This is a genomic window from Plesiomonas sp. PI-19, from assembly GCF_021368255.1.
GTDB classification, from domain to species: Bacteria; Pseudomonadota; Gammaproteobacteria; order Enterobacterales; family CAMTGL01; genus Plesiomonas; species Plesiomonas shigelloides.
Window position 1 is genome coordinate 1,247,593 of record NZ_JAJNMQ010000001.1, and the last position, 12,690, is coordinate 1,260,282.

Annotated in this window: 11 protein-coding genes; 10 read left to right on the top strand and 1 reads right to left on the bottom strand. The window is 48.1% G+C overall.

The features are described 5' to 3' along the window. The first annotated feature begins 214 nt into the window (after nucleotides 1-214). From LQ901_RS05660 to treC, 8 genes are all read left to right on the top strand, one after another. The gene (locus LQ901_RS05660; protein ID WP_230400770.1) at nucleotides 215-391 is read left to right on the top strand and encodes a DUF1656 domain-containing protein; all 177 of its coding nucleotides are present in this window, start codon (nucleotides 215-217) and stop codon (nucleotides 389-391) included. Nucleotides 392-400: 9 nt separating this feature from the next. After that, nucleotides 401-1,390 (top strand): HlyD family secretion protein, encoded by a 990-nt coding sequence (locus LQ901_RS05665; RefSeq protein WP_064977791.1) that lies wholly within the window; start codon nucleotides 401-403, stop codon nucleotides 1,388-1,390. An 11-nt stretch (nucleotides 1,391-1,401) separates the two neighbouring features. Then, nucleotides 1,402-3,057, top strand: coding sequence for an FUSC family protein (locus tag LQ901_RS05670; RefSeq protein WP_064977790.1), 1,656 nt, complete (start codon nucleotides 1,402-1,404; stop codon nucleotides 3,055-3,057). A gap of 458 nt (nucleotides 3,058-3,515) precedes the next feature. Next, nucleotides 3,516-3,872: a hypothetical protein gene (locus LQ901_RS05675; protein ID WP_152136232.1), complete on the top strand. Its 357-nt coding sequence runs from the start codon at nucleotides 3,516-3,518 to the stop codon at nucleotides 3,870-3,872. A gap of 154 nt (nucleotides 3,873-4,026) precedes the next feature. After that, entirely contained in the window at nucleotides 4,027-4,749 is a 723-nt protein-coding gene (locus tag LQ901_RS05680) for a class I SAM-dependent methyltransferase (protein WP_064977788.1), read from the top strand. A gap of 136 nt (nucleotides 4,750-4,885) precedes the next feature. Continuing rightward, complete coding sequence (treR, locus tag LQ901_RS05685) at nucleotides 4,886-5,833, top strand: trehalose operon repressor TreR (protein ID WP_064977787.1); 948 nt, start codon at nucleotides 4,886-4,888, stop codon at nucleotides 5,831-5,833. Nucleotides 5,834-5,997: 164 nt separating this feature from the next. Next, nucleotides 5,998-7,422, top strand: coding sequence for a PTS trehalose transporter subunit IIBC (gene treB, locus LQ901_RS05690; RefSeq protein ID WP_064977786.1), 1,425 nt, complete (start codon nucleotides 5,998-6,000; stop codon nucleotides 7,420-7,422). Between the two features lie 75 nt (nucleotides 7,423-7,497). Further along, the gene (gene treC, locus LQ901_RS05695; RefSeq protein ID WP_152137010.1) at nucleotides 7,498-9,210 is read left to right on the top strand and encodes an alpha,alpha-phosphotrehalase; all 1,713 of its coding nucleotides are present in this window, start codon (nucleotides 7,498-7,500) and stop codon (nucleotides 9,208-9,210) included. A gap of 129 nt (nucleotides 9,211-9,339) precedes the next feature. On the opposite strand, the gene LQ901_RS05700 is transcribed toward treC, so the two are convergent. Next, nucleotides 9,340-9,816, bottom strand: a complete 477-nt coding sequence (locus LQ901_RS05700) for an ecotin (RefSeq protein WP_039044769.1) — start codon at nucleotides 9,814-9,816, stop codon at nucleotides 9,340-9,342. Nucleotides 9,817-10,106: 290 nt separating this feature from the next. On the opposite strand from LQ901_RS05700, the gene LQ901_RS05705 reads away from it, so the two are divergent. Both LQ901_RS05705 and LQ901_RS16825 read left to right on the top strand, forming a co-directional pair. Continuing rightward, the gene (locus LQ901_RS05705) at nucleotides 10,107-10,754 is read left to right on the top strand and encodes a CatB-related O-acetyltransferase (RefSeq protein ID WP_152137009.1); all 648 of its coding nucleotides are present in this window, start codon (nucleotides 10,107-10,109) and stop codon (nucleotides 10,752-10,754) included. A gap of 269 nt (nucleotides 10,755-11,023) precedes the next feature. Then, a complete protein-coding gene (locus tag LQ901_RS16825) occupies nucleotides 11,024-12,472 on the top strand; it encodes a chitinase (protein WP_010863714.1) in 1,449 nt (482 codons plus the stop codon). Nucleotides 12,473-12,690 lie beyond the last annotated feature (218 nt).

Below are 12,690 nucleotides of genomic sequence, written 5' to 3' on the forward strand. Positions count from 1 at the left end.
TCTCTCTGAATATGTGTGGAAGTTATTTCACTGCGTGATTATTTCTTTGTCAGAAAGCGATTCTGGCATGGAAATTGTTGCAAAGCATTAAAACCAGATTAAAAATAATCGAATCGTAAAAAGTCAGGCTATACTAAGCACGTATAGTCAATGATGTTGCATTGGTCAAGTGGAATGCTGAATGTCCCTGTTTAATGATGTAATCGTTTTGAATATGTTTATCCCTAAGCTAGTTGTGCTTGGGGTACTCTGTTTTTTTATAACGCAGATATCAATTAGAGTTGCGGCTAAATATAAACTGCTGGATTATTTTTGGCATCCTCGATTGATTATATGGCTATATGCAGCTGCAGTGTATTCAATCTTGACTGTCGTGACATTATCTTTTTGAGAGGTAAAAATGTTTAAGAGTAAAGCCTCGCGGACAGTTTTATTTGCTATATTTTCATCTTTGATCGTGATTTTTGGCATTTATAAGTACAATCATCAACTGAGTACGCGTCATGGTGTTGTAAGGGCTAATATTATTGACGTGGCACCACAAGTCAGTGGTGTAGTCACTTCAGTTAATGTTAAACACAATCAGCAAGTAAAGAAAGGGGAGTTGCTATTTTCAATCGATAATAGTGATTATCTGCTTGAGGTACAAACTGCGAAAGCAAATTTGGCTAATGTAGAACAACAATTGTTGGAGCAAGATGCTGCAATTATTTCGGCTAAAGCTACGTTGAAAAATGCGCAAGATAAGTATAGTTATGCGCAGTCTAACTTTAATAGAATTAAAAATTTAAAACAAAATAGCTTTGTGTCGACGAATGATTTCCAACAATCAGAAACAGATTTAAACGTAAGTCGCGGTAATGTTGCAACTGCGCAGGCTCAGTTACAACAAGCGATTGCTCGACGCGGAGCCTTAGGGGCAGAGAATGCTCAGTTGATGGCGGCAAAAGCGAAGTTAGCGAAAGCTGAACTAGATTTGTCTCGAACTAATGTTTATGCCTCTGTGAACGGCAAGATTGCGACCGTGAACCTGAATCAAGGTGACTACGTTCATCCCGGTAGCGCCGTTTTAGCTGAAGTGGATACTCAGAATATGTGGGTTGAAGGTGCATTCCCTGAAACTGTTATTGATGGTATTCGCGTTGGTGATAAAGCCGAAGTCTATTTAATGTCAGATACCGGTGTAGGATATAAAGGCCATGTATCTAGCGTTGGTGCGGCGATAAATTCAAAAGAACTACCTAACCCAGGGTTAATCTCTCAGCTTCCACAAGTATTTGACTGGGTTCGCTTAGCTGAAAATATCCCGGTGAATATTCATCTTGATTCGGAAAGTGATATGTCTCATTTCATTCCTGGTCAGAGTGCAACAGTAAAAATCCTTAAATAAGGATAGATGTTATGCTATTGCAGATTTTGAAGGCCACCCGTTTAACCATTGCTATATTATTATCATTTTATATAGCGATTCGGTTAGGCATGCATTCGCCAGGATGGGCAATTACCAGTGTCTTAGTGGTATCACTCGGCACTATTGGTGAGATTCAGGCTAAGTGGTGGCAACGGATCGTCGGTAACTTTGCAGGTGGTGTTGCGGCATTTTTTATGGTGTGGTGGTTAGCGGAAGATCCGGTGACCATTATGCTTGCGGCTGCACTGTTTGGCGGTGTGTGCACCTATATCAGTTTGACCAATTTTCTCTATAAGGACATGTGGCGTTGGATTATCATCGGTTTTGTGATTGTATTCAGTGCGTCGGTGTCTCAGCCAGATAAAGCATTTCCGGTCTTATTTGATAGGGTAGGCTGTGTATTTATTGGTTCGACTATTATATTTGTATTTAGTGCGTTGTGGCCATTGGAGTATATTGAGTCGCTGCAAAAGCAGTATCATGGGCTATTGAGCAATTTAAAAGATATCTTGGATAAAGATGATGGCGATCCGGTAGATGTTTTTTTAGCGTTCGTACAGAAAATTTCAGCTTTTCGAACCATGTTATCCTCCAATTACAGCGATTACCGTGCGGTCTACTCGCGTGATTTTAACGTGATTAATCGAGTGTATGCGTTAGAGAAGCTAGGTCGTCATTTGTATTCCTTAAAAATGCAGCATGCTTTAACTGCGCCGGTCAAAGAGTGGGTAATTAATTCCCTCATTGCGGTAAAAGATCATCAAGAGTTGCCGCGTTTAGGGGTAGAAGCACATGGTCGTTATGGGTCACTGATCCGTTTAATTGAAGACGACTTTGATGAGCTAGTCAGAAAAGACATGACAACCTCAGAGATGAGTCGTTTTAGATGGCAATGGCAGAATAGGATGTTTAGTGCGGGGACGGATTCTCCACTCACAAGCTCATTCTTATTTTTCATCAGCTCTATTACCGCGATGGTGTTGTGGCGTCATGGTTGGCCGGGGGGCGGCGTGGTCATGTTATTGACCGCGGTGTTGTTAGTGAGCTGTCAGTACGGTGAGCGAATGTCACCTAAAAGCTATGCGATCGGATTTTCTGTTGGTACCGTATACGCATTTCCGATATTCATCTTCTTGCTGCCAAACTTGCATAATGCTGAGGCATTTTGGCTGGGAATGGTGATGATCTTTTTCCCACTTGCATTCTTAATGTACGGCAAATATCAGATGAAGGCCATCTCTTTCATGGCATTTGCCACTGCGGTCATGGTTAACTCAAACAGTAAAAACTATGTGCCTAGTGATGGTTATTTCGAAAGTTATGTGACGTTTGTTTTTGTTATTGCTGCCGTATTACTGATCAGCGTGGCGGCGTTGACGTTGTTTGTGGTTAATGATACCGAAACTCGCTTGAAAGCCCAGATAGAAGGGTGGGTGAAAGAGCGTCGTCGGTTTTTAACCGATAAAAACTATAACCGCGCAAAGACATTAGCACGTTTAGAAAGACGTACTGATATTATTATTAGCATGTATAACAAGCTGGATAGTAATCAGCAGCAGAAATGGCGAAATAAGGTGGCGTCTATCCCTTTGATGCTAACAAGAATACAGCGTTGGGGTGAGATAAAAAGAGAACTGCGAGAGTGATGTTCGTGTTACTTCGCAACCGAGTTACTCAACAAGAATAGCTAAGTATTGTTTTTGTATTGGGCGTATTTATTACGCCCATTTTCTATGTTCATTCATATAATGAACATAGAAAAACGATCACGGCAGTGATGATCAAGGGCAATATACACCGCAGAGCACAACGAAAGTCTCCGCTACCTTTACGTGTACTGGCATACCAAACGAGCACCAGACTAAGGCATCCTAGCCAAAAATTGCATGCAAAACCGAGCACCATGAGCAGGATACTGACAATAAAAAACAGTCCGGCCATGCACATTCCTCCGAAATATACGGTGAAACTGAACCATTCTATTATTCATTCCATAACTGATTTCAAATACGACGTCATATCCATTCTGCGCGTATTAACCTGATTTCGCAGAGGAGTCAGTAGGATTGATACTGTCGTCATGATAGTCAGCGTGATATTGCTCATGAATATCGGAGAATTCTGCGTCGTGATAATTCATCATGCGGCTGTGGTGGCGATAATATTTGTCATCATTCACGTGTTGCTTGGTGTTGTGCCACCGTGGCAAACAGGGCGTATTTGGGCGGCAGTTAGGCTGAATATTTTGATTGTCGGGCACGGTATTTCTACAGCGCACAGGGGGATATTGTTCAGCGGAGCAGGGGATCTGATGCGGCAAATGATCGCCATGGTGAGCAAGAGCAGGCTGAGTAGTAAATACGGTAGTGAAGGTCAATGCGGTCAAGATAAACGGTATTTTCATCATATGTGCGACATGCTGATTGAATACATAATCTTGATACTACGCCTAGCAATATGACGCTTTGTTGCGCCCGATCACGCCTTGCAAGATTGCTGATGGTATAGCCTTGCTTGCCAGCGAAGACAATTTTATTGCTGGCAGTGAAAGATAATAGAGATGACAATAACCGGAATTAGACCTGCGTGGTCGGCATCAATATCAGGGAATTATTGTGAGCGAACAGTACGATAACGAGGTGTCTTTACACTATGCGGCATACCGTCCGCCATTACATCAACAGATCTTAGCTGCGGCCTTACCCGCAGATTATGCAGCTCATAAGGTGGCGTGTGGGGTAGATATCGGTTGTGGTACCGGTCTTTCCACTCAGGCATTAAAGTCTTATTGCGTGCAAGCCTTCGGTATCGATCCGAGTGCAGCAATGTTAGAACAAGCCCCAGAGTCGGTGGGGATCACCTATCTGCAAGGAACGGGCGAAGATATTGCGTTACCTGATGGATGTGTAGATATCGTGAGTTTTGCTGGCTCTTTGTCCTACGCTAAATCATCGGCGTTGGTACAAGAATTAGTTCGCGTATGTCGGCCCAATGCCACGATAGTGGTGTATGACTTTGAGGTGTTATTACGTGATGTGATGGTATCGCTTGGCATCTTGGAGACGCCGGTTCCTTCTAATTACGATCATGCGATCAATTTTCATGGTTGCGTGCAATTACATGAAACCAAGGTGCGCCAAGAGCAGCTGACGCTCGAGATGACTTCAGAGCAGTTGGCGCATGTGCTTTTTTCTTCATCGCGACGTTACCAGCAGCTGATTGCTCGCTTTGGTGCACACAACACGTTTACCACCGTGGTGCAGGCGCTCAATAACAAGGGTGATTCGCATCCAATCAAGGTAGATATTTACTATTCAACCTATCAGCCGTCTGTTTAGGCTGGCGGCGAGTCTGAGCGGCGAGTCTCAACCATTGGTAATTCGTGAGGGGGCTGGCGGGGGGCTATTTTGACACTGGTCCTCGCGCATCCCTATAATCGCATCACTGGCCTTTTATGAATTGCTGAATCTGACAATGGATAAAAAACTGACCATCCTTGATATTGCCCGTCTGAGTGGCGTTAGCAAATCGACGGTTTCTCGGGTGATCAATCAAGATCCTCTGGTAAAGCCAGCGACGCGTGAACGGGTTGAACAGGTGATTGCTGAGCACGGGTTTGTGCCAAGCAAACCCGCTCAGGCCATGCGTAGCCAAAGCCAGAAAGTGATTGGCATCATTGTTTCCCGTCTGGATTCCGGCTCTGAAAACCAAGCCGTTCGCGGCATGTTGGAGGTGCTGTATGCTCGTGGCTATGACGCCGTGTTGATGGAAAGTATGTTTGCGCCAGATAAAGTTCTGGAGCACTTGGCGGTACTCGAGCGGCGTGGGGTGGACGGCATCATCCTGTTTGCCTTTAACGATCTGGATTATGCGGCGCTGCAACCTTTCCAACATAAGCTGGTGCTGGTGGCGCGAGAGGCGGCGGGGTTCTCATCGGTCTGTTTTGATGATACCGGCGCGGTTACCGCCATGTTGAACCAGTTGGTTAGCAGTGGAATACATGACATCGCCTATCTTGGCGTAGATACGGCGGATTTGACCACCGGTCAGCGCCGTTTGGATGCGTACTTAGCCTATTGTCAGCAGAGCGGCATTTCAGCGCGCTACGCACTCGGTGATCTTAGTTTACAAAGTGGCTATCGGCTGGCTGCGCAATTACTGACGGCCAGCACACAAGCTCTGGTCTGCGCCAGTGACACCTTGGCATTAGGCGCAGCAAAATACCTGCAAGAACAAGGCCGTAGCGATGTCAAAGTTACCGGCCTTGGCAATAATCGCATGCTCACATTTTTGTTCCCGAACGCCTTGAGCATTGATTTGGGCTACAAAGGTGCGGGCGAGCAAGCTGCGCGGCAACTGCTCGGTCAAATTGAGCAGGCATGTGCACCATCCACCACCATTGCGCCTTGTTGCGTATCGTGAAGCAGATCACCCTTGTCTGAGTAAAAAATCCGCTTTCGTGTGATGATAGCTCCAAAATGGGAACGTTCCCATTTTGTTTTTTCCCATTTCCAGCCATGCTTATTAGCAGTGGAACTGAAGAGCGATGCACATCAATAACGAGTGGACTTACAGAGGGAAGACCCATGTCCAAAATCAATGCACAACATCTGGCCGAGCTGATTGAGAAGATCGGTGGGAAAGAGAATATCGCCACGGTTAGCCATTGTCTGACCCGGCTGCGCTTTGTACTGGTCGATCCTGCCAAGGCAGACAGCAAGGCTATCGAAGCGATCCCTGCGGTGAAGGGCTGCTTTACCAATGCAGGGCAGTTTCAGGTGGTGATCGGTAATGAGGTCGATCATTGGTACAAGGCGCTGACACAAGAGCTGGGCGTAAGCGGTGGTAGTAAGGAAGTGGCGAAGCAGGCGGCGCGTCAGAACATGAATTTTCTGGAGCGTGGGATTTCCCATCTTGCGGAAATTTTTGTCCCGCTGCTGCCTGCGATTATCACTGGCGGTCTGATCCTCGGTTTTCGTAATGTGATTGGCGACATCAAAATGTTTGATGGTCACACCTTAACCGAAATCAGCCCATTCTGGGCGCAAGTGAACTCGTTTCTCTGGCTGCTGGGTGAGGCGATTTTCCATTTCTTGCCGGTTGGCGTGTGTTGGTCGGCAGTGAAGAAAATGGGCGGCTCTGAGATCCTCGGTATTGTGCTCGGGGTGACGTTGGTGTCGCCGCAGTTAATGAATGCGTACTCCATTGGACAGCAAATTCCAGAGGTGTGGGATTTTGGTTTCTTTGCGATCGATAAAGTTGGTTATCAGGCGCAGGTTATCCCCGCTTTGCTGGCTGGGGTGGCGTTGGCGTGGATTGAGGTGAACCTCAAACGCATTATTCCTGCCTATCTGTATCTGGTGATTGTGCCGTTTGTTTCTTTGCTGCTGGCAGTGATTTTGGCGCATACCCTGATTGGCCCATTTGGGCGTTGGATTGGTGATGGTGTCGGGCTTGCAGCGAAAGCGGCAATGACCGGCACGTTTGCGCCGATTGGCTCGGCGATCTTTGGCTTTATCTATGCGCCGCTGGTGATCACCGGTATTCACCACACGACTAACGCTATTGATTTGCAGTTGATGCAAAGCATCGGCGGTACGCCGATTTGGCCTTTGATTGCGCTCTCTAATATCGCGCAGGCCTCGGCGGTGGTGGGCATTATTTTCATGAGCCGTAAGGCCAATGAGCGTGAAATCTCGGTTCCGGCGGCGATCTCTGGTTATCTGGGGGTGACAGAGCCGGCGATGTACGGGATTAACTTGAAATACAAATTCCCGATGCTGTGCGCCATGATTGGTTCAAGTTGTGCGGCGCTGATTTGCGGTTTAGCCGGTGTGATGGCAAACGGCATTGGTGTGGGCGGTTTACCGGGCATCTTATCTATCCAGCCGCGTTTTTGGTTGGTGTACGCGGTCGCCATGCTGGTGGCTGTGGTGGTGCCGATTTTGTTGACCATGCTGGTGTATAAGCGCAAACAATCCGCCGGTACGCTGATGCAATCGGAGTCGTAATTCTATGGTTAAAGGCGGCCAAGCAGGGTGTCTTTAACCGTATTTAAATTCGCTACTTATTGAAGAGAAAGCGTTATGAGTCAAATACCTTGGTGGCAGAACGCGGTGATTTATCAAATCTATCCGAAGAGTTTTCAGGATAGTGGGGCGCGCGGCACCGGTGATTTACGCGGGATAATCTCTCGTCTCGATTATCTGCAAACCTTGGGCGTTGATGCGCTGTGGCTCACGCCGGTGTACGTGTCACCTCAAGTGGATAACGGTTATGACATTGCCGACTACTATCGCATCGATGCGGCCTACGGCACGATGGCCGATTTCGAGGCGCTGCTAAGCGCGGTGCATGCCCGTGGAATGCGGATTGTGATGGATATCGTGGTCAATCACACATCCACGGCGCACGAATGGTTTAGGGCGGCACTGGCGGATAAAAATAGCCCGTATCGTGATTACTACATCTGGCGCGATCCGGTGGATGGCGATGTGCCGAATAACTGGCAATCCAAATTTGGTGGCAGTGCTTGGGAGTGGGATGCGGCCTCCGGCCAATATTATCTGCATCTGTTTGCGCGTGAGCAGGCGGATCTGAATTGGGAAAATCCGGCGGTGCGGGCCGAGGTGAAAAAGGTCATCCATTTTTGGGCGCAAAAGGGCGTGGATGGTTTTCGGTTAGATGTGATTAACCTGATATCCAAAGATCAGTCGTTCCCGAATGATGAGATAGGTGATGGCCGCCGTTTCTACACCGATGGGCCTCGTATCCATGAATTTTTGCAGGAGCTTAGCCGCGAAGTGTTTGTGCCAGTACAGGCGATGACGGTCGGCGAGATGTCCTCTACATCACTGGAACATTGTCAGCGCTATGGCGCGCTAGATGGCTCCGAGCTGTCGATGGTGTTCAACTTCCACCATCTGAAAGTGGATTACCCGAATGGCGATAAATGGACGTGTGCGCCGTTTGATTTTCTCGAACTCAAACGCATCTTTAACCATTGGCAAACTGGGATGCACGGCCAAGGTTGGTCGGCACTGTTTTGGTGTAATCATGATCAGCCACGCATCGTGTCGCGCTTTGGTGAGGATGGCGAGTTTCGCGTAGTTGCGGCCAAAATGCTGGCGAGCACGTTGCATGGATTACAAGGCACGCCGTATATCTATCAAGGCGAAGAGTTAGGCATGACAAATCCGGGTTATCAGCAAATTGATGATTATCAGGACGTGGAAAGCCACAATATTTTTGCCATCAAACAGGCGCAGGGGATGGATGACGCGCAGATTTTGGCGATTTTAGCCGCGCGCTCGCGTGATAACTCGCGTACGCCAATGCAATGGAGCGCGGATGCTAATGCCGGTTTTACCCAAGGTTCGCCGTGGTTAAAACCTGCCGTCAACTATACCGAGATTAACGCGGTTGCGGCGAAAGCCGATCCGGATTCGGTATTCTGGCATTACCGCGATTTGATTCGCCTGCGTAAAGCGCATCCGATCTTCACGCATGGTGACTATCAAGAGTTGCTGCCTGAGCACCGCCAAATTTGGGCTTACACTCGCCAGTGGCAAGGGCAGACGCTGTTGGTGGTGAGTAATTTCTATCGTGAGCCGGTAGATTTTGTGTTGCCAAGTCACCTTGGCGGGCAGAACGCTGTTCCAGCTCAGTCAGAAACGCAGTCAATCATACCGCCACGTAGCCAACTTTTACTCAGCAACTATGCGGATACCCCAACGCAGCCACAAAGCGGTCAATTACGCCCGTATGAGTCGGCGATCTGGTTGATTGAATCGGTCTAAGTGTGCGGGTGAGACGATAACAACAGAGCCGGTCTAGTTGGTTAGGGAAACTAGACCGGCTCGTTAAAATCACGGAGCATGCGTTCAGCGAACGTATTTGCGCTATGAAGCATGGCTCGTGCGGCATAATTAGCCTTGTGGCATCACGGTGGCGTCAGGCGCGGCGCTCCAGATGCGGTAGCGAACTTCTGCCCCTTCAGGTGCATACACCACGATTGGCAGACGGCTGTTGTAGCGGATCAGGTATGGCTCACCACCTAAGGAAACAAAGCGCGTCACTTTTGGTGCATTGCTGTCTACCGCCATCAGCGTGCCAGCCATTGGGCCTAAGTTGCTCACCACGTAGCGTGGGAAACCCCATCCATCAATAATCTGTTCTTCAATTTTGCCGGTGAAGAAATAGGTATTCGCTTTATCCACTTGCGCGTTTTTGCCCACAATCAGCTGTACTTTGAAGTCGGCTTCATTGCTGCGAGTCGGCAGTTGTAAAACATGTCTGACTTGGCCGGCCTCTGCAGGCGGGAACGCTTTCATATTGTCTGCTGCATGGGCTGGCAGAATGGAAGAAGCAAGTAACACAGCCATGGCGGAAAATAATTTTTTCATGTTAAAGCCTTATACAAAACAGAAGAGGGGATACCCACGATCGGTAACCGGTTTTCATTCCCTGTAAAAAATAACGCTGTCTGACCAAATACCAGACAAAACAGGTTAAGAACGAGTGAATGCGCAGAGTAAATACTGCTCACCGATGTTATCCCTGTGTTTGGATTTATAGCATAAAAGCATGCGCCTCACCCAATAGCTATACAAAACTATACAAAAGGACAATTCAGCAGCACTTATCTGCTTTAATATTAGGCTATAGAAAACGAATTACGTGGTATTAAGGCGTTATGCAGGAAAAACATTGGTCGAAAATACAGCTGTTACATGAAGTGGTCACGAACCCGAATATCGTGATTAAAGGCAAACACAGCTACTACAGTGATTGCTGGGATGCGGGCTTTGAAGCATCGGCTGTGCGGTATTTGTACGGCGATAAAATCAGTTCGCAGTGGGATTCATTGTGGGAAATCGACAAGCTCTATATTGGTGACTATGTCTGCATTGCGCCGGAAGTGGTGATATTGATGGGCGGGAATCATACCCATCGTGCAGATTGGTTTTGCTTATATCCCTTTATGGACACCATCGTAGATTCGTATGTCGGCAAAGGCGACACACATATCTGTGATGGCGCATGGTTGGGCATGCGCGCGATGATTATGCCCGGCGTGCGGATTGGTGAAGGCGCGATAGTGGCGGCAAACAGTGTGGTGACCCGCGATGTGGAGCCCTACAGTGTAGTTACTGGCTCACCGGCTAGCGTCGTCAAATACCGCTTTGATCCTGATACTATCGCTACGTTACTGGCACTCAATATCTATGATTGGCCTGAGGAAAAATTTGCAGCGTTAAAGCCTTATTTGTGTGCCTCTGACATTCAGCGGTTGGTCGAAGCCGAGGCCTGTTACGAGCAGAAAACACGGTTTGGATCGTAAATACGCTGTAAAAAAGCTGTGTTTAACATAATGATTTTAAGACGATTTTACTTGCATGTATCGCTCTGCAATCTTGCAGGGCGAGTGCGGTGAATCACTTCGCAAAACCGCAATGCCGATGGTTATTCCTTGTGAAGCATAGGAAGAAGAGACCTATGATCTGGAGTGTCTTACTGACTCGTTGTGAGTCTTAAGTCAACCTCAAGCTCATAACAAGTAGCCCTTAACAAGTAGTTCTTTACAAGCAGCTCTATACAAGGACGTACCCTATGTTTCGACTGACTCGCGCCGCGGTACTGGTTGCTTCGGTATGCTCGTTACCCGCCTTGGCGGCCATGAATATCCAGCCTGATCCACAAACTCCCGGTGGTTACGTGATTGCGACCGCTGATATCAATGCCGTAGAACAGCAAAAGACCGCTAACCCGATGTACGCAATTTGGGCCCAGTCACTGGCAACGCGCCCAAATACCATTGTGGATGCCATCGAGCCCGGGCTGGCCAGTAATCCAGATAACGTTAAGCGTGCTGAACGCGTATTCCCTGCCCATGAGTGGGCCTATTTAACTCAAATGGCGGCGCCGGAATACACGTATGTGCGCTTCTTGCGCGCAGTAGGGAAATTCCCTGCGTTTTGCAGTGACTATACCGATGGCCGCAATGCGGATGCGATCTGTAAAAAATCCATCATTACCATGTTTGCCCACTTTGCTCAGGAGACCGGCGGACACATCGCGAAAGATAATGTTTCCGATAACCCGCTGGCGCTAGAAGAGTGGCAACAGGCGCTGGTGCATGTGCGCGAGATGGGCTGGTCAGAAGGGCAAACCGGTTACACCACCGGCTGTGGTCAGAATGATTGGCAAAACAAGAAGTGGCCTTGTGCTACTGGTCAAGGCTATTTTGGCCGTGGCGCGAAGCAGCTGTCATACCATTTTAACTACGGCGCGTTTTCCGAAGCCATGTTCGATGGCAAAGCCTCTGTGCTGCTAAACGAACCGGGGCGAGTGGCTGATTCTTGGCTCAATTTGGCCTCGGCTATCTGGTTTTTCCTGACACCACAGGCACCGAAACCTTCAATGTTGCATGTGGTTGACCGGACATGGAAGCCATCTCAGCGTGAGTTGGATGCCGGAATCGGCTACGGCTTTGGCACCACCATCAATATTATCAACGGTGGCATTGAGTGCGGTGAGCACAATAAAGACAAAGGCCAGCCAGTGAACCGGATCCGCTATTGGGAAGGGCTGGCGGCACACTATCAAATTCCGCAGTTGCCGGATGAGAAAAATACCTGCTGGCAGCAAACACCGTACGGCAGTTTGAACCTGAACGGGGCAACCGATGTGCTGTACACCAACTGGGATGGTAACTGGAAGTATTATGCTGACCGTCCGGGTGGTTATTCGTTTGAATGTGAATTAGTCGGGTTCCAAACGGCGTATTCTGCGCTGGTGAAAGGTGACTACGAGAAGTGTGTCACGAACTTCTACGGCTCACACGCCAGCTGGCCGAAGGTGCGAGTTGTCGAGAAGTTAGATCCTCCGCCGGTTAATCCAGGTGAGCCGCCAGTGGGTGGTGTGGCTGGCTGGGAAGCAGGCAAAGTCTACAACGCGGGTGATAAAGTCAGCTATAAGGGCGTGATTTATCAGGCCAAGTGGTGGACGCAAGGGGATGATCCTAGCAAAGGCGGCGCATGGGCGGTTGTGACGGCGTAACTTACAGCAAGGCCATATCGAACTTACGTTGAATATGGCCTGAGCAATATGATTTATAATCAATGAGTTGTGGCTCATTGTGTATGAAAGGCGTCAATCGACGCCTTTTCCTATTTAGAAAAGGCATACTGAATTTCGGTTACTGGATTTATCTCTCACTCCCACTTAATGTTAAAGATGTATTGTTACAGAGCGAAATAAACTGATGGTGATATCAT